This window comes from Nocardia cyriacigeorgica NBRC 100375 (assembly GCF_000308555.1).
Classification (GTDB): Bacteria; Actinomycetota; Actinomycetes; order Mycobacteriales; family Mycobacteriaceae; genus Nocardia; species Nocardia cyriacigeorgica.
Genome location: NZ_BAFY01000319.1, coordinates 4,902 through 31,016 on the forward strand (window position 1 = coordinate 4,902; position 26,115 = coordinate 31,016).

Annotated in this window: 3 protein-coding genes and 1 pseudogene; 2 read left to right on the forward strand and 2 right to left on the reverse strand. The window is 64.5% G+C overall.

The window, feature by feature from the left end; all coding sequences use genetic code 11:
* Both RJ05_RS27030 and RJ05_RS33060 read right to left on the reverse strand, forming a co-directional pair.
* Positions 1 to 23,304, reverse strand: a complete 23,304-nt coding sequence (locus RJ05_RS27030; protein ID WP_255220965.1) for a M3 family metallopeptidase — start codon at positions 23,302 to 23,304, stop codon at positions 1 to 3.
* Positions 23,305 to 23,496: 192 nt separating this feature from the next.
* Positions 23,497 to 24,006, reverse strand: a pseudogene (locus RJ05_RS33060) (hypothetical protein); the annotation flags it as partial.
* A 21-nt stretch (positions 24,007 to 24,027) separates the two neighbouring features.
* Between RJ05_RS33060 and RJ05_RS32550 the strand changes: the two are divergent.
* Both RJ05_RS32550 and RJ05_RS32555 read left to right on the forward strand, forming a co-directional pair.
* Entirely contained in the window at positions 24,028 to 25,194 is a 1,167-nt protein-coding gene (locus tag RJ05_RS32550; RefSeq protein ID WP_255220967.1) for a hypothetical protein, read from the forward strand.
* A gap of 30 nt (positions 25,195 to 25,224) precedes the next feature.
* Positions 25,225 to 25,995, forward strand: a complete 771-nt coding sequence (locus RJ05_RS32555) for a hypothetical protein (RefSeq protein ID WP_255220968.1) — start codon at positions 25,225 to 25,227, stop codon at positions 25,993 to 25,995.
* Positions 25,996 to 26,115: the final 120 nt, after the last annotated feature.

Consider the following 26,115-nt stretch of genomic DNA (forward strand, 5'->3'; position numbering starts at 1 on the left):
CTAGCGGTCGGGCCGGTACTCGAATGCCCATGGTGATCCCCACCAGGAATCGAACAAGGGCAGATGAGCACCGTTACGGGTGATCATGGCTTCGACTGCAAGCCGCGCGGTATCGCCGGTGGTGCTGAACATCATCACCGACTTGGCGAGGTGGATATTCCGGTCCATTTCGGCCTCGTTGATCAGGTACTCAGCGGTGAATTGTGCGGTCGAGCTACCGTTCTGAGCCGGGCTACACGATCCGATGATGAGCGGCCGGTACTCGTCCTGCGCGAGCAGATTTATGAACTGAGCGTTATTGGTGAGCACACGGGCGTACTCCTCACCCCCGACGAACACGTCCTGCCACGCATCACCGACGCGAACCTGAAGCGAGTAGAAATCCGCGGTGGCGTGCGTGATTACGATGAAGGGTGCTTTCCCGGTCGCACGTAGTTCCCGTTGCCACACTGCGGGCTCGGGCGACGCGATGGCGTACCTGAACGGCGGCCCGCCGGGTAGCTGGTACGCGGTGTAGATGTGCTCGAAGTCCCGGTAGGGCCGGCTGGCCCAGTGCGCGAACGCGTCGTCGCGGTCGTGGCTCGACGGCAGGAACACCACATCGTCGTGCCCGTGCTCGTTGCGCAGGGTTACCGTGCGCACATCATTCGGGTCGATCTCGATATCGTGTCCGGTCGAAAGATCGACGCCGATGATGGGAAGCTGTGCTCCCCGCCCCGGTGGGAGTGGCGTCGGCTCACCGGGCATCTCCGGCCGCGCGGTCATCACCGGCGGAGGAACTACATCGGGGGTCGATCGCGTGTCGGCAGGAGCACCCGAATGCGGCCGGGCGACGGAACCGGGCTGGGCATCGGCAGATTCGATGCTGATGACACGTCGGTCCAATGCTGCGAGGACCGCCGGAATCCGCCCGTGCACACCGAGTTTGTCGAATACCCGTGCCAACCGGTCCTGGACGGTGCTGCGGGAGACGCGCAGGTGCTCGGCGACCTGGGCGTTCGACATGCCGCGAGCCAGCAGGGTCAGCGTCTCCACCTCGTCACTGGTGAAATACCCGGCCGACGGGGATACGACGTCACGCTCGCCGACATGCAGCAACTCCTGCTGCCAGGCGCGGACGACAGAGCCCATCGTGCTGTCCGTCCCGAGTTTCGCGGCAATCGCATCGAGGCGAGAACGCAGCGTACTTCGCGACATATAGTGCTGGGCGCGGATCTCGGCCAAGGAGTGCCCGTCGGCCAAGAGCGTGAGGATGGCGATGTCCTCGGCGTCGAGGTCGCGCCGCCCGGGTCGGGCGAGTTCGGTGGAGTCCGCGCGAGTCTGCGGCTCGTCGCCTGCCCTGGCGCCGGGAAGCGGGGACGTGCGCTGCGCTTGTCGCGCGTATTCGCGCAGTGTCTGCTGCCGTGACGTCGCCGCCTCGACCGTGTCCTGGGAATGGCTGATGTCCATGGCCAGCACTTCGTCCGGGAACGCTTGGATCATCGCCGCTTGCTCGTCGGCGTTCAGCTGGGTGTTCCACCATCCGGCGAGGTCGGTGTCCGGTGGGCGGGCGGTGGGGGTGGTCAGCCAATCGGGGGTCGCGCCGGGGCCTAGTTTTGCCAGGGCGCGGGTCCACAGGAGGCGCTGGTCGGCGAGGAACATGTCGACGGAGAAGGTGGTTCCGATGAGGCGTCGCACGGCGTGGGCGAGATTGTTCTCCTCTGGCCCGAAGACCAGCTCCCGGAAGACATTTCCGACCTCGCGTCCGAGCCCGTGCGCGGCGATCACCGGTTCGATCTGGCGGCGGAAGGCGATCGGGGCGAATACATCACTGATCAGATACGACGAGTACTGACCGGAATAGACCCCGAACCCGCCCATATCCCCGTACAGGTGCCGGAACCACTGCGACGGGTACAGGTGGCCGATCTCGGGAAAATAGATGCCTGCCCTGACGAGAGCCGCCATGTCGAAATCCTTGACGAGTGCGACGGCGTCGGAACCATGCGGGACCTGATCCGGGGTCAGCGTGCTCCAGGCCAGATCGATATAGGCGCCGGACAGCCGGAAAATGGTGGCTGTGCCTCGGTAGGCGGTCCGCCACTCCTCGAACCGAGCCAGCATCTCCGGTGGCATCCGCCGGTCGGGGTTCTCGTGGTGCACCGCGAACCTCGCGAGGACCTCCGGGTGCTGCCAGAATTGCTCGAACATCTTGGCCACGAACTCGAGCCACCCGAACACGATGTGTCGGTTGGCCGCCTCGAAGGTGCCTTCGCCCAGGCTGAAATGCAGTTCGTGACCGAACTCGTGAAACAGCGCCTTGACCTCGTGCGGCGTCAGTAGCGTCGGCGTGCCCGGCGGCGGCTTCACGAGGTTGAGGTGCACACCGATCAAAGGATTCTGTCCGGTGAAGTTCAGTCGAATCGGGTCGGTCCACTCACCGGAATTCTTCCCTTCGCGGGCGTACGGGTCGAAATAGACCTTCGTGATGTGTTTTCCGTTCGCGTCGGTGACAGCGAATACTCGAACGTCTTCGTGCCACACCGGTGGTTTGCTGTCGCCCGACAGCTCGGTGAAGGACAGGTCCAGAAGCAGATTCGCCAGGTGGAACACGCCGTCGACGAGGACCCGATCGAGCACGAAGTATTCACGCATCTGCTGCTCGTCGAGGCCGATCATGGTGCCGAGCGCGACGTCGATGGCCCGGAATCTGGTCCAGGGGTGGATTTCGGCGGCGCCGATGGCTTGGGCGAGCCGGGGAAGTTCGATCCTGGCCGCGTCGGACGCCGCGGAGGCGATCTGGCCCAGGATCGCTTGGATCTCCTCGACCGATTCGAAGATGCCGCCGGCGGTGACGTAGTCGGCATGGTGGGCGTACCCGGTCAGTTGCGCGCGGCGAGCTGCCATTTCCGCTTGGGCGATCACATTCGCCGAATTGTCGTAGGCGCCGCCGATGGCCAGGCTCGAGACGGCCTCGTACAGTCGACGGCTCAGCTCCGGGTCGTTCAGATAGGAAAGGTAGGGATACCAGACCCCACTGGCCGCGGGGGGCTTGGGCAGCAGATAACCCGCGGATTCGCCGGCACGGTCGCGCGCGGCCGCGATCTGGTCGTCGTTGAGGCCGTCGAGCTGCTCGACGGTATCGACCCGGAATTCGAACGCCTCGATCGCCTTCTGCTGGTTGTCCTTGTACTCGGTGCGCAGTTTCGGCAGTGCCGAGTTGATCTCGGCCAACTCGCGCCGGTCCTGATCGGAGGTCAGGTACGCACCGGCACGAACGAAATCCTGATACTTCCACTCGACATATCCGCGTTCTCGCTCGGTCAGCCCGAGTTCGCCGCGGTGCTCGTACACATGCTTGAAGATCGCGGCCAAGGCAGGGTCGGTCAGCACGCGATTCTGGTGGGCCTGTTGCATATCGGCAATCATCGGCTCGAACTGCGCGGTCGCCTCGTCCCGATCCACCGCTGCCTTCTCGCTGAACAGTTGTTTCACCGCACCGAGTGCACGCCCCGATTCGGCGAACGGGCGCAGCGCGTTCTCGGCTGTCCACGGCCCGCGGTTCGCGGCGATCGTTTCGATGGCATTCCACTGTTGCTGTATCGCGTATTCGAATACCGGTGGGAAGTGCTCGGCCTTCATGCGGTCGAAGGCGGGATCGGTATGCGGCTCGAGGGCAGAGGCGAACACCGGATTCTCGACGATGGCATCGAGTTCCACGACCGGCCTCGGCGGTTCCACCGGCTCAGTCGGTGCACTGGTGATGCTCTCGATGAAGGGTACGTGTGCGGTGCCGTTGGGATGGCGGTGGCGGACCGTCTCCTTTACATGGTCGATGTATTGCTGGTACTCGGGCAACGCCCGGTGATGAAGATAGGAGCCGAGATCGCTGTGACCGGCGAGCAGTTCGCTGACTGTGGCGGCGAATCGGCGGAGTGTCCGGTTCTCGACAGAGTTCCTCGGGATGTCGTGAATTCCGGCGTCGAGTGCTTGCCGGAGGATCTGCGGCGCCGACTCCGACGGCGCGGCCAGCATGTTCGATGCTGTTGCGGCGAACCATCGACCGACCTGCTCGGCGGCGGACAATTCACGGTGCGCATAACCCTCGACCAGTTCGGCCGCTGCACGGACCTGGAAGGGCGCCACGACATCGTCCATCAGGTAGCCATAGAAGGTCCGGGACGCGATCTCGGGTAGCAGCACATCGGCGTAATACCTGGTTCGCAGGTAGTCCTCGGTCCCGTTGGCATACATCCGGCAGCCGGGGTATTGGAGGGTGTAGACCCCGTCGCGCGGGATCGGTGCGAACCGTTCCTTCTCGGCCGCCGACAGCACGGTCATCGTCAGGGCGATATCACGGGTGAGCAGGGGGCGCGCTCCCACGAGGGAGATGTACGCGTACTGCGGAATCTCATCGAGCGACAGGGCACGGGCAACTTCGCCGATGACGCTGGGCCGATCCGGCGAGCCGGGCTGCAGCGTCGTCATCTTCCAGGTCGGAAGTATCTCACCCGGCGCTCGGGGGCGATCCTGCACGATCAACAGTGGGCCAGGGCCAGTGTTGGGCATTCCGAGCAGCTTTTCCGCTTCCAACGCAGCCAGCGCGAATGCGCCGAGCGCACCCAATCTCGCGCCGTTCCCGGCGAGCCAGTCGAGCTCCCATGCCATTTGGTGAGCAGTGTTGAAGAACTCCGCACCGGTCGGTTCGCCCGGATCGTTGGCGGGGCGGTCGGCGATATATCCGAAACCGGGATACCGCACCAGTGCGGCCTCGATATCCGTGCTGTCGTGACCAGAGCCCGAGATCGATGGACGCTGCGCATCCTCGGGCTGACGGGCGACTTGTTCGGATCCGGTGCCTCGGCGGCCGTGATCGGGTGTCGACGGTGGTGCGCCCGGTTCGGCCTTGGCGGCATCGGGGCGGGCCGTCGGGTCGTGTCCCCGAGACGCGCCGCCGCCGTCATGGTCGAATTCCGCGAGCCGCTCGACGGCACGCTGCCCCCGCCGGCGCGCTGGTCCCCGGTCCCAGGGGGTCCGACCTCCACCGTCGAGCGGGACATCGGGGTTCGGGACGCGCGAGGTCCCGATGGGCACCGTGGTGTCGGCTACCTCCGGGGCGACTTCTGTGGGTGCGAACGGAATTCGCAGTTCGTTCTCGTCGATCGGTTGCGCGCGAGAGGAGTCGGCAGATTGTGGCGTACGTTGCTCGGGTGCGTCCGATGCGTGGCTCGTCGCCTCGGCCCGCTCTGCTCGTACCCGGTCGACGGTAGTGCGAACCAGGGTGATGAGCTCGCGGCGCGTCATCATCGGATAGGTACGCCCGGTGACGTCGAACGCGCGAATCATCGCCAGTTGCAGGTTGCTGGCGAACATCCACGCCTGCGAGTCGTCCAACTCGCCGGCGATCTGTAGCCGGACCATTCGCAGCAGGTCAACAGAGGATCGCCAGATATCGAGCAGTGCCCAGAACGGGTACTCCACTCCGGTGACTTCCTCGGGAACAGCCCCGGCCGCGGTCCCGTTCCGGTGGGTGGCGATGATGCCGTCGAGGCGCTGTGGTCCCGGACCGGCGAGCTGAAAATCTACGACGGTGACGTTCCCGTTGCGGTCGATCAGGACGTTACTCGGCTTGACGTCCATATGTAGCGGCACCCACGGCTCCGGAAGGAGCGTGCCCAGTCCATCTTCCAGACCTTCGGTCAGCCGCTGACCGAAACCGAGTGCAATGCTCGCCGCGCGGAACTCCGGAGAAGAGCGTTGTGCCTCTTGGAAAACCTCCTCGTAATGCTGGGCATGCATCCGGATGAATCCGGTCATATCGCCGGACCGCGGATACTCCGGCGGAACAGGTGGGAATATTTCCAGCGGTAGGCTGTGGAAATTCCGGAGAACGGCATTCACTTTTTCGCGGATACCGATGTCATGGAAGTCGGACAGCGGAACCCCCGCGTAACGGTCGATGCGGAATCCGTCACCGTTGAACAGGATGTGCGGCAGGCCCGCCATCCTCCCCGCAGCAGCCGCGATCACGGCGGCCTCGTCCTTCCAGACCACGAGATCCAACGCGTTGTCCGGGCGTGCCATCGTCCGGATCGCGAAGCCGAGTCCCACGTGGACGTCATGTGAGCCGCCCGCTCGGCGCGGGAAGTGCTCCATCGCGAAATCCCGCAGCGCCTCGGCGAGTTCAGCAGACATGTGCACCCCGGAATCGTCGGGCGCTCCGAGGAAGTGATACTCGCCCGCCGGCAGCAGCTCGCTGAGCAAGGGCGATTCGCGCAAGGCGCGCATCGCTGCCTCGTCGAGAAGTTCGCTGACCTCCGTGATGGTCGCCAACTGCTCGGCAGGCGCCACGACGAACTCCTCGTCGGGGTCGGAGACTACGTAGATTTCCTCGTCGTCGGAATCTGTGATGGCCTCGGTGACGGTATCGGTTCGCTGCTGTGCGTGGGCGGGTGCGGGTACTTCCCGTGACCCTCGAGCCCATGGCGTGGAGCCATTCGCGGTCGCAGAGGAGCCCGAGCGCTCGGATGCTGGTCGTCTTGCCGACTGTTGGTGACCGGCGGTTTCGCCCGCGCCGAAGCGCCGCATGTCAGCGGGCACTTCAGCGCCGGAATCGAAGTCGCTGCCGCGCGCTTCATGGCGCAGGTCGAGGATGGCCCAGGTGATCTTGCCGCCGTCTCGCGGTTCGGTGCCCACCCGGATCGCGCGGTCGGGAGCGAGAAGGTCCTGCACCCGCCATGCGGAGTCGCCTCGGGGGGCGTCGGCTCGATCGCCCACGGTGACGTGGAATTCCAGACCATGTTGGCCAACGGTGATCTGGCCGGTGAGCATCGCCTCGTCGCCGGTAGCTGTCACGAGGTGGTGCACGAGTTCGAGGGTGAGCATGGCCGCGGCCGGGCGCGCGTCCGCGCGGATCGCCGCGGCGGGCACGTCGGCGAACACTCGGTCGATCAGTTCGAGTGTCCGGCCATAGGCTTGCTCTGTATCGATGCCGGCCGGGAAGTGGTGTGCTGCGCGAACAGTTCCGTCGGGCCCGTCGAACGGGTTCTGGACATCGGCGGGGAGAAAGTGCTCGGCTGCTGGTGGTTCGACCGGCGCGGGGCGGGCGATGCTCAGTTCGGTACTTGCATGGGTCGAAGGGCGGTAGATGATCTCGTAATCGGTACTGTCTTGGTACCCGGCATGGTTGTTCGTGATCGACAGGGACAGCACACCCGATCGCGATATCTGCACGGCGAAGGTTCTGTTCCTGCCCCACGAGTCGACCGTCAGCTGCACGATCGACTCCGCCAGCGCCGCGAGTTCACTGATCTCGCGCTCGGTGCCGTAACCGTGCTCGTGCATGAACTCGCGCACGATCTGTCCGGCCTCGCTCACCGCCTCCCGGCTCGGAACGATGTCGAGCTGCCGGTAGTGCACGTCCTCATCGACTCTGAAGAAATACGGTGCGAACCGTGCCTCCCAGTCCGCAGCTTCACGGGCCCGGCCGACCACATCATCGATGCGCGCGAACTCCGCCACGATGCGGCGTCGCCCCTGCGGCATCTCGGCGCGCCAAGCGCCGGCCATGCGGTCGAGGGCGCGCGCGACATCGGGCGGCAACTTGCTGTCGCCATCGTTCTCGACCACAAACCGCACGCCATCGTGCGGCAGCGGCTGGACGATTGCACTGATATTGGGCCCGTTCGTCCAGTTCAGCGCATCGGCGGCGACGGTGGCCATAGTCGCCGCCACTGCGTCACGCCGCTCACCCAGCCACGACGGGGCAGCAGTGTCGAGGGCATCCCGAATCCGCGCGAACAGATCGTTGTCGGCGAATAACCACAAGGCCTTCGGCTTCGGCTGAGGGGTGCTCTCCGATTCCGGTTGGGTAGTCGCGGGATCGCCGTGGTCGCCTGGCGATCCGGGAACGTTCGAATCACTGCCGGGCGGATGGTGATAGAAGATAGACGGATCGAGGCCGTCCCGGCCGACTACCCGAGTGGAAGCTCCGCCGTTGTACGGCCGCGCGCGATCGGGGTTCCCGGAAGTGGTTCGGTTCCACGGGCTCGACGAGGATCTGTCGGCTCGCATCGTGCTTGATGCAGTGGAGGAATCGGGAGAAGGCTGAGGCTCAGGATCTTCTCCTTCCGACCTCGGTCGAGGGAATGCAGCCCGGAATCTCTCCAGGGCTTCAGCACCGATCTGGTCGACCAGATCGGACGGTATCGTCAGGATCCGGGCCACGGTGTCGCTGGACATGCCACCGACATGCAGAAGCAGCACGACTGCCTCTGCCAAATCCGGTTCCGGTAGATCCGACAAAGCATTGCGCATCTTCTCCCGCACCTCAGCGGGCAGTTCGATCCCTAAGGATTCCACGACCGGGCTCGGGATCTCGCGGTGCCGTTCTGATGTGGTGCTGTTCGGAGGCGGCGGCGAATCTTCTCTCAGTCCGAAGATCCTCCGGGCCTCGGTGGCTTCGTCACGAGTTATCCCTAACGCCTCGCTGATTTCCTCGGCGTCAGGTGGCGTCGCTGTTTCGTTCGTGCGCTGGTGTATATAGCTTCCGACCTTGGTGAGAAGCTTGCGTGTACGCGCATCTGGGTAGCGAACTTCGAAGTAGCTCCTGCGCATGGCGTTACGGGCGGCGGACCAGGCCGCAGAAGTGAAGTTCCCTGGCGGCACGAAGTTCCGGGTCGCCATGATGATCGCCTCGTGGCCGATTTGAATCAGGTCGCTACGTTCGTAACCACGAATTTCCCATCGGCGCGCCTCGACCTCGGCGATGTATAGGTAGTCTTCGACGATCTGGCGTCGGAGCGTCTTTTCTTCGGACGATCCGGGACGGGTTGCGATCAAGTCCCAGAACTTCTGATCCTGTCCCGGATCTCCTCCCTTGGATTCGGTGGGAGAGTAAAAGCGCCGCAACGCAGCTACCAGGATGTCGTTAGGCAGGTCCAGAGCATCTCGGATCTGCCGGAGGGTTACCACCCGGGGTTTGCTGCGTTGCTCTGTTTCGATCGAGGCAGCAATAGGCTTGCCCGTTCGCCTGCTGAAATCTGCTTTGGTCAATCGGTAATACAGGCGGATTGCACGGATGAAGTCCTGTATCGAATCATGGTCTCGGGGATCGGGAACAGTCTCACCATCGGGGCTCATTCGATAACCGAATCCCCAACGTTCCGCGAGATCGTTCCAGGGGCCGGCGCGGTGTAGGATTCTGTCGTAGATCTCCAGCATGCGTAGTTCTTCGACCGATGTCAGATCTTCTGCGAGCCGCCTGACCGTCGAGCGTGTCACTCCGAGTACTGCAGCGGTGGTGGAGATGTCGTATCCGTTCAGCAGGCGGAAGGCGGGCAGGTACTCGCCCAGTGAACGGGTCGCGCCAATTTTCGGGAAGGCGACGTGCGCCTTCGCTTCCTCGCGGAAGTGGTCGGCGTGTTCGCTGCCGTAGTATTTGTTCACGGCGGCAGCGAGGGAATCGGTCGGTACCTGATACTCCTGCCTGATTTTCAGGAGTATCTCGGTTCCCGGCTGACGGACCCCTGTCTCATAGTGTGCGATCTCGGCCTTTGTTCGGTCGATCGGTGATCCGAATTCCTCTTGGCTCATTCGGTGGTAGAGGCGTATGGCTTTGATGAAGTCGTGCATGGAGTCGTAGTCCGTGCACACCGGTAAGCTCTCATCGCCGGCAGCCATGCGGTAGGTGTATCCCCATGCCGTCGCTAGATCGTTCCAGGGGCCGGCCCGGTGCAGCGACCGGTCGTATATCTTCAGCAAGAAGAGCGATGTGGCGGTGTCTGAAGTTCCGGTCTCGTGGTTGGTAATCGTTTGCAGAGTGGTTCCGAGGGCGCGGGCGGCCTCTGACTTCGTGTAGCCGTTAGCTCGGCGAAATTCCTTCAGATATTCGCTGAAATCTCCAGCAATCCGATATTCGGGGAACATCGGCGATTCCACCGACGGGCGAGTTTTCTCGGCCATGGCCGAGTAGCGGTCGGCAAGCTCTGGTGAACGGAACTTTTCCAAAGCTCTATGGAGCGTTGCGGGAGGCAATTCGAGCGCCTCGCCGAGCTGAACGAAGAAATCAAAACTCGGCGTATGACCGGGAGTTTCCGACCGTAGGATCGTACCGTAGGAGATGCCGGTCAGCGTTGAAAATTCTTCCTGAGTTCTTCTGTGGAAGAGGCGCAATGCTTTGACGTATGCGGCGAGAGTTGTGTGATCGTCCGGCTCCGGTACGGTTTCACCGTTGCGGTTCATCCGGTAGTCGGACCCCCACCTTTCGGCTAATTCGTTCCAGGTGACGGCCTGGTGCAGAACACGATCATATGCTCTTAGCATCAAGAGGTCGTTGAGGTTCGTTCCTATTCCATTTTCGTGCCTCTTGATCGTTGGCTCTGGTATCCCGAACAGCTGGGCCGCTGCGGGCCTGCTGAGACCGTTCGCTTCTCGGAAGACGCGGCTGTATTCCCCGAAGCTCGCGGTGGACTGAATGCTCGGGAATGTCATAGGACCCTGGGCATGCGGACTCGGATCGACAGGCGGAGAGTCAGGGCGACGGTTACTCGTTTCACCTTCGCCGGCTGCCGGTTCGAAAGCGGTCTGGCGCCCTGTGCTGGTGTTCCCCCACGGGGTCGGATGTCGATGGGTGGCTTTCGTGTCAGCGGAGGCAGGCGACTCGAAAGCGGCTTCTCGCGGTGGTGTCGCTTCCTCGGGTTCGTTCGGCACAGTGGCGACGGCGAGCACGATGCCGTCGCGGGCGATCCATCGTCCGTCGATGGTCTGCACCGGTGCGCCGAAGAAGGTCGTGGCTGCGTTCTGGGGCAGGTGTGCCCGGAATGAACCTGCGTTCCAATCGATCACGGTCTGGATGAGACGTTCGTTGCGCAGGAGTTCCGGGGTCAGCGGCTCGAGAGCTTCGGCGACCGCGTCTTTCACGGCCCGGAACAACCGGTCCAGATGGACCCCGTCCCGCACGAGGTTTTCGTCGCCGGCCTGCCGTATCCACGCCCATTCCTCGTCACTGACGAACGGGCTCGGCTCGAGCACATCCCGTTCGTGCCGGAACGGTCGGTTCTCCGAGACGCCGATACCGATCGCGCGAAAGTCCGCGGTACGAGCCACGGCCGCCGCGGCGTAATTGGCGGGCATCATCATCGCGGGCATGGTGATCGACCCGACCATGCCTGGTGGCCATGGCAATGGCTCTGGATAGGCGGGCCGTACGTCGGCCTCGAATCCGGGTGCGTCTTGTGCCGAGAAACCCAGACGGTGCAGGGCCACACGCCCGGCCATGAATCCGGGATCCGAACCGCCGAGACGTTCAACGGTTGTCTCGCCGAGCATTTCCTCGGCTCTGACTCCATCCGGAAGCAACCGGAAGATCATCGACTCCTCGAAGCTGAGCCACGTCGACCTGCGGTCGTCGAGGACGACGACGCCGGCGTCGTCTGCCCGATACCGTGCCGCCAGGTCAGAAGCGCTCGATGCCTCGGGATTGTTGTCGATGACCTCGATGGTGACCGTGCGCTGCCCATACGTCGTGCCGGTGGTGTGCGCGCTGACAGTGACCTGTCCGCTGCTGGCCGCAAACGACTGCTCGACCAGCTCGGTGATCGCCGATCGCAGTGTGGCGAGGTGTTCGGCGCTACGCCAGCGGCGCAGTTCGAGCCATTCGGCGATCGCGTCGCCCGCGTGCATCGCGGCATGTTCGGCGTCGGCGTCGCTGAGGCGAGGCCCCTGCTCGCCGAGCGGGCCGACATTCACTTCGAAGCGCGGACGCCCGGTCCGGCGGCCGGGATGCACTGCCGATGCCTGCTCGTCCGGGCCGGGGCGCAGCAGCTGATCGACCCATGCGGCGTCATTCGGGCCGACCCGCAGGTGCCAGAGCGGGCCGTTACCGCTGCCGGACAGTCCGACGCGGCTCACCAGAGTCGTCGGGTCGAATGCCAGCAGCAGGACCTCGTATCCGGGATCAGCGCGTCGCTCGGCTTCTACCAGTCCGTCCCACAGGCGGAGCGCATACGTCAACTTCAGGCGCTCGGTATCGCCGAGTGCCGATTCCGGGAGCGAGGACAAGCTCTGTACCAGCAGTTTCAAGGAACGCTCGGCCGCAGCCGCGGACACTTCTCTGGGGAACACATCCCGCACGCTCATCTCGAGCGGATAGACCGTGACCATCGCGCTCTTCTCGTCAGCGGTCAGCCGGTACCACCACTCACCGATTTCCCACGCTGCCGACCGTCGGCTCTGCGCGTCATCGGGGCGGGTCACCCATGCGGCGGTCGCGTCAGGTGCGGCCCTCCGCAGCGCCTGACGCGCCAACTCGAGATCGGTAGGTGTCGGCAGGGCGACCGGGCCGGGACGGGCCGATCGACGTCTGCCGGGGTCGGGAAAATCGTTGAAGCGGTTGAAAACCGCCGGGTTCCGGCCAGGCCTCGTGAACGGCGCGTTCCTGCCGACGAGCCGATAGTCCTCCCGAGCGAACGGATTGAACTCGGGGCCGGGGTCATCGCCTTCCGACTGCCAGGGCGTGCGGCGGCGACCTGGTGCGTCGGCCGGTATGGGCGCTGCCCGCCCGGAACGGCGATTCCAGGGGCTCGGGGAAGCAGACCGGTCGGCCGGAGCGGGAGAGGGGGCGGAGTCCCCCTCGGGGTGGGGTGCTGTCGCATCGATGTCGGTAAGGTCATCGTCCGCGCTCCGGAGCGCCGGAGCAGGCTCGCGTTCGGGTCGCCCACTTTCTCCGAGGACTTCGGCGTTGGTGTCGACCTCGTCGATCGTGGCGGGATGTACCGCGCCCGCGCCGGCCGCAGTAGGTGTCCGTTGTGCGAGGCCGCCGATCTCTCCCGCGGCCTCCGGCCGCAGGTCCAATGCTGCCCACGTGATAGTGCCGCCGCCCCATGGCGTGGTTCCCGAACGCGTCGGGGGATTCGCGGTCCACAGCTCGTCGGTCGGTGCGGCTGCGCCGCCGGCGGGATGGCGGTCGGCGAGCGCTACCCGGAATTCCAGGCCGTGCGAGCCCATTGTCACCATGGCGGTGAGCAACACCTCACCACCGCGGTCCGCCACCAGGCTTTCGACTAGACCGTCGGTCACGGACATCGCCATCGCCCTGGCGTCAGGGCGGATGAGATCGCTGGGAACAGAGTCGAATACCTGGTCGACGAAGTATGCGAACTCCAGCGAATCATCGGCGGCAGTGAACAAACGTTCGGCCTGCGCGAAAGAGTCGCTGCCGTCGAACAAATCGCTCGCGTTCGCGATCGGATCACCGCCGGCCGACAGGTGTAGCCGGACCAGCCAGCTATTGCCGTAGAACGCCAGCGCGGCGGGCGATTGCGGCGCCCAGCCGGCCGTGCGCTGGAACAGCTCGTCGATCCGTTCGGTGCGGTGAGGCCCTTTCGCGGTCAAGGTCAATACCTTGCTGCCGGCTGCTCCGGATACCTCCACTGCCAACTGCCACGGACCATCGTTTCCTGCTCTTGCCGAGAAATTCGACAACTGGTGCGCCAGTACGGTTTCGGCGGCCTCGATCTCGGCGGGATCGGTCCACCCGTGCTGTGTCATCGCATCGCGCACCGTTCGCTGGATTTCAGCGGTGACAGCCTGGATATCTGCGTCGTGCGTAAGGTGGATTTCTGGCGGTGGCGCTTCCGATGTTCGGTACATCACCTCGTGCTGGATCACCCTGCCGACGTCGGCGTGATCGCGCGAGATCGCCATGTGCACCAGACCGGACCGGGTGATCTCTGCGGTGAACACCGTGTTCTCCTGCCAGGAGTACACGGCGTTCTGCACGAGATTCTGAGCCAGGTTCATCACTTCGACCGCGTCGTGATGCCCGCCGTGACCGGACAGCAGATCACGAGCCACCTCACGGGCGTTCAGGACACTGCGCCGTTGGGGAAGTACCTCCGATGTTCGTGAGTCCACGACGGGGTCATCGGTCACGGCCCTGGTAGCGGCCGTGACCAGTGAGTGGTCGATCCGCCGGAAATCGGCCACGACCCGCCGATGGGAAGCATCGGCATCGATCGACCACGAAGTGGTTCCGTGTTCCAACGCCGCGACGAGTTCTGGGGGTGTGTCCGAACGTGTGCGGTACTCGACTGTCACACGCAAACCGAGCTCACCGCGCGGATCGGCCGACACCATGACCCGGGTACTGGCCGGGGCGTGAGCCACAACCTCTTGGACGATGCCGGCGACTTCGGAGCGAGTTATCGCCGGCCACCCGGGGGCTGCCCCCTCGATCGTTGCCGCCAGTCGTTCGACCAGATCCGGGTCCTCGAGCGACACGCGCGCGGATGTCGGCCGGGGCCGGTCCGGATCGTCGTGGTAGACCGGCCCGGAAGCGTCATCGTCTTCCGCGTAGCCGGGGCGACCTGCCGGCAACGGTTCGTCCTGCCAGGGCTCTGTGGCCAGAAGGAGAATCTGATGCGGTTCGGCCTCGATCATTCTCACCGACACGTCGCTGTGGGACCCGGTGAGGGCGGTCACGAGTTGGCCGGCGCCACGTCGTGCCGCTGTGACGAGTTCGTCGCGCAGCCCCTCGGCAACCTGATCCGCGACCGGATTCGTGCTCGGCCCCAGCTCGGGGACTTCGCGATCGGTCAAGGCAGCGACGAGGTCATCGGCCGTATTGGAGCCGTCGCCGAACACGACCCACGCGGTATACCCTGCTCCGTCCGGTCGGTACTCGATTCCGTGGGCGTGGCCGTATATCGGTGCCAGGTTCGGCCGCGATTGCGCCCACAGCCGAGGCGATTGGGTGTAGGCGGATAGGAATAGGGCCTCGGCCAGAGCCAGACGTTCGATAACACGTCGAGCGCGTCGAGTTGTACCGTCCACACTGCCCGCGCGGCCCTCGATCCCGAACTCCGCGAACGCCTGGCGCGCATGCTCATACATCGATCCGAGGAACACCGGCGCACCGTTCGCGCCGTACACGTGGCCTTCGATAGCGACCGCCTCGCCGTCGCCCGCATTCGACAACCAGGTCACCACCACGACACCCTCGGCCAGTGGCTGGTTTCGGACGTTGTTCGCGATCTCATCGATCAGCAGCAGCAACATGTCATCGCGCATATCCGGCCAGTTGGTGCCTCCGTCGAACAGGTCGCCGACCAGATCGCGAACCTGCTCACGAACTTCTTCCGCGGAGCTGTCCTGCCTGATTTCCAGAAGGCGGACCACGGCTTGCCCGACCGGTCGCTCGTCCAGAGCCAGGTCATCGGCGAACACCGTCGGTGTAGCGTCGTCCGCCTCACTTGCCTGGGTCGCCGCGACCGGTGGTTCGGTCGGAGCCGATTCGGAGGCCGAGCGTGCGGCGGGCACTCCGGAGGTGTCGTTCCATCCGTCGTGCGGCCGGTCTTGCGGATGATGGAAGCCGAGCCAGGGCTGCTGGCGATCGAAGGTCGTGGTGGATGCGGCGTCAGCGGTGGTCTGCGCGGCGCGGGGCTCGGAGAGCGGGTAGCCGAGTTCACTGGCCACCCGGCGGATCAACGCGGCATCCGCGGCGCTGGGACCGGGGAGCCCGCGCACGGCGAGCGAGACGGTGCTCCGCGACTTTCCGGTCAGCGTGGCGATGGTTTTCTGGGTGACCGGGCGGCTGCGGTCGACGCCTGACAGGCCCACCGGCAGGCCGGGATCGGTCTGGACGACGAACTGGGCCGGGTCGACGGCAAGGAATCCTTCGAGAGCCTCGAGGAACTGCTCGAATTGCTCTGTTTCGCCGGTCCTTTCATGGATCGACCGCAGCTCACTCAATTCGTCGTTGCCCCAGTCCGCCACTGGTTCCTGCCGCAGTTCGCGCAGACCCAGCATGGTGGCCAGCTCGCGGTTGAGCGCTTCGACCGCCCGTGTTCGATCCGCCACCGTGCCCGGGTTGTTCCCGCGCACGGTGGATTCGGCGATCGTGTGATGCAGCGCGATCAGCTCCCCGAACCACCCCCGGATTCCGGGGAGATCCCCCGTAGCCAGCGCGCGCGTCCAATCGGCGTCATCGAACAGCCGCAGCTCCATCGTGACGGTGCGCAAGGCTTCCCGCACCCGTCCATGCGTTACCTCATCGAGTTCGACACCGACCGAGTGCGCGAGTGCCTGGCGCGCAGCCAGCGCCTCGGGACTCGGTGTGCTGTCTTGCAACGCGTCATCGGATGCGGCCCGACGCTCGGGAAACTCGTTGTAGCGGTTGAAGACGGCCGGGTCTCGGCCGTCAGGGCCGGACAGCCGCGCAGGCTTGCCGATCAGCCTGTGACGTTCGGGGGCGAACGGATTGAAATCGGCATCGGGGCGATAACCGACCTCGGGGCCGGGTGTCGAGGACTTAGTGGGTGTTTCGCCGCCGTGGGTGGGTCGATCAACGGCGATACCGCGCGATTCGAGGTACGGGCCGACGTCCGGATCGTCGCCCAGGTACCCCTCGACGATCGAACGCAGGCCGATCTCTTCGTGCCGGAAGATCGTTTCACGCATCCAGTCGCCGACAGCGCGGGTGAACCCATCCTGCTCGATTCGCTGCTCGGTCGTTCTGGCGACGATCTTGGCGAGTATCTCGGCGACGGGGTACGCGTACATGACACCGCCGTAGGACGAGCCGATGATGTGGCCGAAATGTTGCAGGGGATGGCTGTCGAGGACATACGGCAGACCGAGTCCGTGTCGGGCCAGTTCGGCATCCTCGAGATCGCGGATCAGCGTCGCGAGGTCCGTGCCCGGCGGGATGTTCACGAGATTGCGGACCAGCGCCTCGAGGTCCGTTCCTGCCGGGATGTCTTCGGGACTACGGACCAGCGCCCGCAGCTCGGTCGCTGCCGGCGTGAGGCCGTGCGGTGTGCTCATGTGCCACAGCAGATCGAGACGTGTGTAGGCGAAGTTGCGGGCGGTACCCACGCCGCGGCGAGATTGCTTGGTTGCCAGCAGCGCCTCTATCATCTGCGGCGGCATCGGCTCGCCGGTTTCGTAATGCCTGGCGTACTTGCCGATGACCTCCGGACGCGACCAGAACATTTCCATCACCTGGGCCGGGAACTCGGCCCAACTGCGTGGTTTGTGGCTGCCGAGCAGCTCTCGCACGCCGTCACCGACAGTGATGTTCACGCCGTGCCCGAACTCGTGGAAAATGGTGACGACGTTGTCCGGGATCAGTTTTTCCGGTTCGCCGGCTTCCGGTTTGACGAAGTGGGTGGTGACGACGCATACGGGGAGTTGCCCGGTCGGCACGAACTTGTTGATGATTCCCTGCGTCGATGCCCCGCCCCGCTTCCCTGGTCTTGCGAACGGGTCGTGCAGAATCAGCCCGAGTTTATTCCCTCTTTCATCGGTGACCTCATAGGAGCGGACATCCGGATGGAACGTCGGGATATCAGGGCGTTCGGTGAAAGTCAGGCCGAAGAATTCCTTCGCGAAGGCGAAGAACCCGTCCTCGAGTACCTGATGCAGGATCAGGTAGTCCTGTGCCTTATTGCTGATCTGCGCGATCTCGGCGTCGACATTGGCGAGAGCCAGGCGGCGGGCGTAGGGCGCGTCCCACGATTCCAGCTGCTCCACGCCGAGCAGCTCGGCACCTTCTGCCAATTCCTCCTTCGCTGCGGCAACTATCGACGGGAGGAGCTTGCTCAACAGCGCAAACCACTGTTGCGGACTGACGGGCTCGTCTTCCGTCGCGAACGTGGCGTGATCGGGATAGCCGAGCAGGTTGGCGCGTTCGGCGCGCAGCAACATCACCTCGACCGCGATCTGAGTGTTGTCATGGGGTCCGCCCCGGCCGATTTCGGTCGCCGCCCGCTCCAGCCGCTCGCGCAGAGCTCGGTCGTCCAGCGTCGTGATCAGTGGTTGATAGTTACCGGAAGCGGCGGGGGTGAGCTCGATGACGTAGCCATCGGTAAAACCCCGCTTTACAGCCGCGGACTTCGCATCGTCGATCTGCGACTGCGACATGCCGGACAGGCTGTCGAGATCGGTGACGTACAGGGCCGCCGCCTCTGTAGCCGCCGATACGTTGGTGTCGTACTCATTGATCAGTTCGGCGATCCGTTTGTCGATCGTCCTGAGCAGCTCCTGTTTTCCGGGCGGTAGGTCGATGCCGGTTCGGCGGAAATCCTGGTATAGGCGTTCCAGATGTTCTGCGGTAGCAGCATCGAGATCCAGTTCACCACGCTGATGCTGCTCATGAAGTGCCTTGACCCGTTCGAAGAACGATGTGTTGGTGAAGATGTCACTGCGAAGACCGGACCCCATCGCCGAGATTTCCGGAATGATCTCGTCGATTCCGGGGAACCGTTCGGGATCCTTCAGGTTGTTGGCGATGACATGGACCGCATTGACGACGCGATCGAGCAGCTTTCCCGCAGCAGCGAATCGGTCCAGCGTGTTGGCGATGTTCGCAGGTTCTCGGTCGTTCGAGATCTCGTCTATCTCCGCGAGGAATTCCGCGATCGCGGTTCGCATAGCAGGTATCAGGTGCTCGGATTCGAGCAGATCCCAGCGCACCATCCCGTAGGCATCGACGTTCTGGTCCGCGGCGATCAGCGGGTTCGAGCTGTCGGCGAGCGGTTCAGGTGCGTCGGTCGAGGGGCCCTCGGGAAGCGAAACGGGCTGGGCGCCTGTATCTTCCGCATCGACGTGGTCGGGCCGGTCGGTTGGTTCGGACGCGTCGCTGTCGGTAGCAAGGGCGCGCCACGGCGAATTCGAGACGGCGACAGACGGATCGGCTGTGGCGTGGTTACCGACGGCGGGATCCGGCGCGTGTTCCGATTCGGGAACGAAAGTCCCGTCGAATGGCGCTTCGCGCGCGAGCTGAGCCAGGTGGGCCCTGATCTGTGTGAACCATGCGCGGTGGCCGTGTCGCTCGAATACTTCCTGCTCGTCGTACAGGCGGTTCCAGAGATCGACGATATCAACTCGTGGGGTGCCGGAGGGGATCCATGCCGAGGCCCGCTCGAGCTCGTCGGCGAAGCGTTGCTGCCAGTCATCGAACGACTCGGCGCGGGCGGATTCAGCGCCAGGCTTCACCTCCGGAGACAGCGCCACGCTGCCTTTTCGCAGGGCATCTTTGATCTTGTTCGCGAGCTGCTTCGGGTTCGCGGCGTGCCAGCCATCGAAATATCGGGCGATCACGACGTCTGTGCCGAAGCCACCTTCTGGTTGTGCGACCTCCACCCCGCCGCGGCCGTCGGGCGCCATCGGGATATCGATCTTCAGCCGGCCGACTTTGATCTCTTGACTCGTCTCCGCACGCGGTCGCCCGGCCAGAGGTTCGCGCCACTGCGTGGATGCGGAGATCTCGCGGTTGAGGAACCTCCGCGCCACCTCGCGCGAGCTGAACAGTTCATCGGCGACGGTGGCGGTATCGCGGACGAGAGCAACTGTCTCGCCGGATGCGCGTCCGCCGGCGGCAGTGAGCCGAGCGGCGATGTCGCCGACCTTCGTTGCCGGGGTTATCGCGCCGACGGGTTTCATCCATGTGTCGAAGCCAGGCGCGCCGGGAAGCAGATTCGCGCTGCGATAGGTGAGATACATCAGCAGGAAGGTCGAGCTCATCTCGGCCGCGTCCAGAGGTCTTTCCGGTCCGACACGCTCGGTCGAGATGAGGTAGGCACTGCCCTGCGAACTCGGGCCCACATGCGCATGGAAGATGTCGAACGGCGACTCCGGCGTCAGCGCGCGGGTGAGCTCGGGGTACTCCCCGCCCCGCACGGCGACGGCCTCGAGCAAGGCCCGCCGATGCCTTCCCGACATGGCGACGATCCACAATTGCGCGGAACGGCCATCCACGGCCGGCTGGTATTTGACGTGGTCGGTGATCCATTGCCCGGGCTGGGACGGGAAGAGCTGTTGCGCGCGCCTGGCCACCTCGTCGTCGAGTACCCGGGTGGCCTGCTGGTGTTCGGCGAGCACCGTGCCGAGACGAATGACGTCGGCCGCGCGCCGCAAGATGTCGCCGCGCTGTTTGTCGGCCAGCCAGAACCGTTCCGCCAGCGGCTGAAGTGGATCGTCGGCCAGTCGAGCGGGATCGCCGAAGATGTCGAGCGGAAGGTCGGCGAGTACCGCGGGGTCGACGTGCATATCGGCGGCGAGGTCGACCCAATCGCGTTCGGTCCCGCTGCGGATCGCCGCGAGTTCGGCAGCGTTCGGAGTCAGCTGTCGCGACTGGTCGATATTCAGTCCGGCGGCCAGCGCGTCGCGTTCGCGGGCCAGGCTTTCGATCCTGGGTTCGACGAGATCGAAGTCGAGCATCACCTCGCCGCGGCTACGGTCGAAGTCGTCGAACGGTACCGCGAGCTCCGCGCGGTCATCGCGGATGCCGGCCGCCTCCGCGAGTGCGCGGTGCTGATCGAGTATCTCGGAGAGGCGGGACAGCGCCGTTTCGTGCTGCCGCAACGAATAGAGGGTGCTTTCGATTTGTCGCAGCGCCCAGATCCGGCGATCCAGCGTTATGTGCTCGACCTGCTCGGACGTCACCCCGAGCCGGGCGGCCACGTCCGCGCGGACGGCGGCTATGCGGGTCGCGATGGCGGCGATCGCTTCGCGGATCGGAACCATCGGTAGTTCGAGACCCGGCCCGGCCACCAGACCGAGTGCGTTGATCAGCTCGTCTCGCTCGCGCTCCAGGGCGTGGAGCTGTTGGTCGACAGGCTGTTCCGTCTCGGCACGCCGTGGTGCCGGATTGTCGGTGGTGACTTCCCATCCGGAGTCTGTCCACCGAATCCGCGCTTCGGGCCGCTGGTCAGCGCTTGCTCGCGGCGCGAGATCGGAGGCTCCCGGTTCAGTTCGGCGAGACGGTTCTGCAGCCCACGGAGTCGATGGGGGATGCGTTGCCGAAGGTTCGGCCTGGTCGCGCCCGGCGGGTGCGGGCGCATGGTGATCGAAGGAAGGGCTACCCCAATCCTGCCCGCCGCCGTCGGGATGGGTGTGGTTCAGGATGGCGGGGTTCAGGCCGAGTCCGCCGAGTACTTGCCGGTGACGTTTGTGGGGCTTGCGTTCCGGTGCGAGTGGGTTGAGGTCCGCGACGGGCTGGAACGCGAGATGCGGCCCCGGTGTCGGGCCTGGGCTTCCTCCGTTCCGTGGTGTGGAAGCTTCAATTGACGGTATGAGGATGCGCCCCTGCGCGGAGCCTTGCTGATCGACGGCAATTCCCGGCGAGGAAGCGGGTGTGCTCGCAGCAGCGGGCCGTTCGACCGGGATGCCGCGTTCTTCGAGGAACCCGCCGACATCCGGGGAATGACCGAGGAGTGAGTCGACGAACTCCCGCAGGCCGGTCTCATTGCGACCCAACACATTATCGATCAGCCAGTGTCCCGCCTCGTGCGAAATCCCATGCCGATCGATGAGCCGTTCGACAGTCGTCGCGGATATCTTGGCGAGGATCTCGGCTACGAGGTAGGCGTGCATCACACCGCCGTAATTGGAGCCGATGATATGCCCGTAGTGCTGGAGGGTATGACTGTCGGTGACATACGGCAGATCGAGCCCGCGCTCGGCCAGTACGGCCACCTCGAGTTCACGAATCTTTCTCTGCAGATCCGCTCCCGATGGCAACTCGTCCGGCCTGCTTTGGTACCACATCAAATCGAGGACGGTGTAGGCGAGGTTACGAGCCGTCGCGATTCCCTTGGTCGGTTGCCTGGGCGCCGGCGCGACAGCGGCTACATCTTCCGGAATGGTTGTGCCCGTGACGTTTTGCTCCGCATAACGCCGGAGTGCGGCGGGATCAGACGCGAACATCTCCGTCACGAGAGCCGGGAATTCGGCCCAACTGCGTGGCATACGCATGCCGAGCAACTCGTTGGCACCGGATCCGTGAATGATGTTGAAGGAATGCCCGTGCTCGTGGAAGAGGGTTTTGTGCTCGCTCTCCGTCAGCGCAGCAGGCTTTCCGGGTGGCGGTTTGGGGATGTTCAAGGTGACGATGCACACCGGAAGCTGCCCGGTCGGGACGAACTTGTCGACCAGAACGTGGGTCCACGCACCCCCGCGTTTCGTCGGCCTGGCGAAGGGGTCGAGCAAAACCAGCCCCGCCTTTTGTCCATCCTTTGCGGTGACATCGAACGTTCGGATATCCGGATGGAATACCGGAATATCGAATCGCTCGGTGTAGGTGAGCTCGAGCGGATTCTCGGCGACGAAGTGAACGAACTGAAGGCTGGATTCCAGTGTCCTGTCGAGCTTCGGATGGTTCCGGGCATCATCGGCGGGCCGTGCGGTTGTGTCGACGGTGGCGTCCAATGCCTCCTGAGCCTTTGTGGTGGCGTACGGAACATCCCAGGGTTCCAGCCTCTCCATGCCGAGTAGCTCGGCGCCTCGTTCCAGTTCTTCACGCGCCGCGGCGACCACCGGAGGGATGAGCTCATCGAGCAAGGCGAGCCACTGCTGCGGACTGACCGGCTCTTCCTCGGCGACGAATTCCGCGTGGTTCGGATAGCCCAACACCTCGGCGCGGACAGCGCGCAATCGCACCACCTCGAGGCCGATTTCACTGTTGTTGTGGGCTTCGCGGCTGCCGATTTCGGTGGACGCGCGATACAGGCGTTCCCGGAGTTCACGGTTGTCCAGCACATCGAGCAGCGGCTGGTTGTTTCCGGAAGAGGTGGGCGTCAGTTCGATGACGTAGCCGGTCAGGCCCCGCGACTCGGCGGCGAGCCTCGCGGCTTCGATCTGCGCGGCAGACATTCCGGACAGGTCGTCGTGATCGGTGACATGGATGGCAGCGTCCCGGTATGCCTCCAGCATGTTCTTGTTGTAGGCGCCGATCAGGTCGGCGATCTTGTCATCGAGCTCTTTGAGCAGCTGCTGTTTCTCGGGCGGCAGGTCGATGCCGGTGCGGCGGAAGTCCTGGTAGAGGCGTTGCAGATGTTCCTTGGTCGCCGGAGCGAGGGCCAGCTCGTCAATCTGTTCGTGGAGGGTCTTCACCCGTTCGAAGAAAGCCCTATTCGTGAAGATTTCCCGGATGAGATCGGATCTCATCGACCTGATCGTGGGGATGATCTCGTCGATGCCGGGGAACCGTTCGGGATCCTTGTGGTTGTCGGCGATGACCGCAACCGTCAGCACCACCCGATTGAGCAGCTTCCCTGCCGCGGCGAACCGGTCGAGAGTATTGGCGATCGTCGGCGGAGCGGGATCTGCGATAATCGCGGCGATCTCGGATTTGTACTCCGCGACCGCCGTCTCCATCGCGGGGATGATGTGTTCGGATTCGAGCAGATCCCAGCGCACCATCCCATAGGCATCAACGTTCTGGTCCGCGGTGAGGATGGGGTTCGAGGCCGACGGTTCGCCGGGCTGGGGGAGCTGGGCACCGGTGAGATCGCCGGCCCGCGCGGCGTCGAGGTCCTTGGCCATGCCCCTGGTGCCGGCCGCGAAGCCGGTGAACTGACCGTCGGTCCTCAGGAAGTAGACCCCGTGCGGTTCGCCCGATCGCGCGGAATCCGCCAGAGTCGTGATCGTCGATCGCATCTCGGTGGTGGCGTCACGGCCGACCTGCCCGTCGAGGTACCGGATGAAGCCGTGTTCGTTGACCACGTTCAGCACGTGGTTGCCGCCATCGGTCGTGCGGAAGGCGACCATGCCGCGGGCGAGGTGTCCTCCGCCCAACAGCTCGGTCTCGAGTTCGGCCAGACTTGTCACCGGCTGGAAAGTCGTCGCGTAATGCGCGTCGATGAACGGTGACCGGAATTGCCCGTCCTCGAAATAGATACCGGCCCAGGTCTCCAGCGGTGACGCCACGTAGTTGTGGCCGTCGATATTGCGGTCGGTGACCACGGCGCAATCGGCGCAGTTGTTGTATGCCGAATCGGCGCCGTTGTCAGCCGCCCGCGGAGCCAGCGGGTTCACCGCACGGACGATGTCAAGCAGCGGGTCCGCGCCGAGGTGGCGGCCGGAGTTCATGTCCAGGAAACGCTCGGCGAGCTCGACCAGTCGTGAAACGGGGTTAGGTGCGGAATCGGATGCGCGTGTTCGGGCACCGATATCGCGCAACTCCGCCAGCGGGTCCTCGTTCGACGGCGCATGCCACTGCGCATTCGACGTCTCCAGCTGGAGCATGTTGTGCAGCCAGTCCTCCAGGTGGCGCAGCCGGACATAAAATCGTTCTCGTTCTTCGGGCGTGATACCGCGCGCCAGCGCCTCTCGCAAGTCGCGGTCGTATCCGAGTCGCTGCGCGATCCACTCGCCGATTCGGCCGAGGGTGCCGTGTCCGATCGCGCGGTCCCGGGCCTCGGCATTCATCGACCGCCACTCCGCTTGGGCGAGTTCCAATGCGTGCCAGACCGATTCCCGCTCGCCCAGGAGTGCCGGTGCCACCCCGAGCAGTTCGGCGAATTCGGCTTGCGCTTGTTCGGCTTCGCTTCGCTGGATTTCGCTATCGAAACGGGCCTGCCATTCCGCGTCGGTCTCGTTGTTCGGCACCGGGTAGCGTCCGCCCGCTGCCAGGTCGGCGAGGCGCAGCCGCAGCACGTCCAGGTACGCATCCATCAAGCCCGGCCACGCGTCGTCGGTTTCGAGCAGTTCCATGGCGCGCGTCTGCAAGAGATACGCGGGGACGAGCAGTTTGTTCAGGTCGTCGAATCGATCGACCTGAACGAGCGCTTGCTGGTCATAGCGCTCGGTGAACTCCCGGCGCAGGTCATCGACGGCCTCGCGCCATTGCTGAGGACTGATGTCCTCGTTCTTCGCGAAGGGCACCTCGAACCGCTCGGCGAGGTCGTCGCGGAGCTTTTCGAGTTCCCCGATGACTTCGGAGAGGGTGAGGGCCGGCGGTCCCGCGTCGTCCTCGGCCTTGCCCAGTACCCCTTCGATCCGGGATACCACGTCCTCGAACCAGGAAATCCGGTTCAATCGCGCATAGTCGGATTCGAGGGCAGCGACTCGGCTCTGGATCTCGGCGAGTTCGGCACGTGGAAGGTTGTGCTCCAGGTACCTCGGTCCATCGCTGTGCCATTCGACGAACTGTGCGGAGAGCCCTTCGATCGGCCCCTCGTATTCAAACGAATTGCTGTGGTCGATGGGCACCAAACGGACATCCTGAACAACTCCGAGATTCGCGCCCTCGTACCGATCCCACGGTCGAATGAGGAGGTCACCGAGCCCGTTCCGCCTTCCGTCTGGGGTGTAACGGTAGGCACTCGCGCTGAGACGTCCGATCGGGTTGTGGATGACCGCCGGCACGTACTCGGTGAGGAGAAGGAGATCGCGCCGCACCATATCGGGCGTGTGCACACCGATAGCACGTAGTGTGCGAGTGGCGAGTTCTTCGGCGTCGGCGTGGTCGACGGTGCGTACCGTCTTCTCGACCGCGTGGAAGCCGTTGTTGTAGACGACCAGCACGACTCCCTCCGACATGGTGGAGTCGGTCGTCTTTACTTTGAGGACTCGTCGTTCGGCCTCGCCCGAATTCTCCGCTTCGGCCAGCTTTTCCGCAAAAGGCCGGTCGTCGGCGAGATCGTTCAGCCAGAGCCGGCCTTCATCGGTGATGTAATACTTGGCACCCCACAGTGGTTCGGGGTCGTCGCCCGGAATCGGCTTCACCGTCACGCGTCCGTCGTCCTCGACCCACACGTGCCGGTACTCGATCGGAATACCTCTCTCGGCCACCTCGCGCCGGAAATCGCTTTCGATCGTGTCGACCAGACGCATCTGTCCGAGCATCGGCGACGCGACCACCACGCGCCAGCCGCCGGCGGACTGCTCGTCCCGCACCAGCCCGATGCCCTCGTGCAGGATCTCCGCGCCCTCCGCCGCGAGTATCTGCCTCGCCACCAGGATCGGCAACGCGTCGCGGATTTCGTTCACATACCGATGCCAGCCTTCGATGTGCCGCCGCAGCGGAACGAACATCTCGTTGATCTTGGTGAACTCGCGATCTTCGGCGAGCACCCGAGCGATGACGCCGTCGATGACGAGCCTGCGCAGCGCCCCGTCCATCCGTGCGCGCCGCGTGTCCGTCATGATGCCGAGCAGCGCGTCGGCGATCTCCTCGGTGCTCTTTCCCAGCAAGTGGGTGGTGTCGATGCCGAGCCGCGTCGCCGGACGTAACGCTTCACGCACGGCTTCCTCGGCGTCGGCCCGAGCTCTGGCCAGTGAGCGGAGCGCGGGGGGTGGAACCACTGGATCATCTGATCGACCGGCCCCGCGGACAGCTCCGCCACCGTCGTT